Here is a 626-nt window from a genome sequence, read left to right as displayed (position 1 = left end):
GCGGATCCGGCCGTCGGCGTCGATCAGGTAGTGGGCGGGCCAGTAGCTGTTCCGGAAGGCACGCCAGATGCGATAGTCGTTGTCGACCGCCACCGGATAGCCGATCTTGTAGCCCGCAACCGCCTTCCTGACGTTGTCGATCTTCTTTTCGAAGGCGAATTCCGGGGTGTGGACGCCGATCACCACGAGGCCCTGGTCCTTGTACTTGTCGGCCCAGGCGCGGACATAGGGCGTGGTGCGGATGCAGTTGATGCAGGAATAGGTCCAGAAGTCGACGAGCACGACCTTGCCGCGCAATTCGTCGATGGCAAGCGGCGGTGAATTCAGCCATTCGACGGCGCCCTCCAGCGCGGGCGCACGGCCTTCGACGGGCAGATTGCTGCGGAACGGCTGCATCGCATCGGCAGCGGCGGTCATCATGCCGGGGCCGATGGCTTCCGGCTGCATGTCTGCGGCGGGCTCGGCGTGCAGCCGGTCGATGACGGCGTTCTCGAGCAAGGTCGTGCCGGCATAGGAGAGGCGCGCCAGCAGGCCGGTATCGAGACCAAGCGCGATGGCCGTGACGCCGGCAAGCACCGCCGCCCCCAGGCCCTGGCGGATGCGTTCGCTCACGCCCAGCGAGCGCC

At 66.8% G+C, this 626-nt stretch carries 1 protein-coding gene; it reads right to left on the bottom strand.

What is annotated here, in order from left to right; genetic code table 11:
• The coding region (locus tag ACUSIJ_RS29660; protein ID WP_449312007.1) for a redoxin domain-containing protein at positions 1–626 on the bottom strand (626 nt) is incomplete at both ends.

Source organism: Pseudochelatococcus sp. B33 (genome assembly GCF_053570585.1).
The sequence above is the reverse complement of the archived record's forward strand: the minus strand, read 5'-3'. Positions and strand labels throughout refer to the sequence as shown.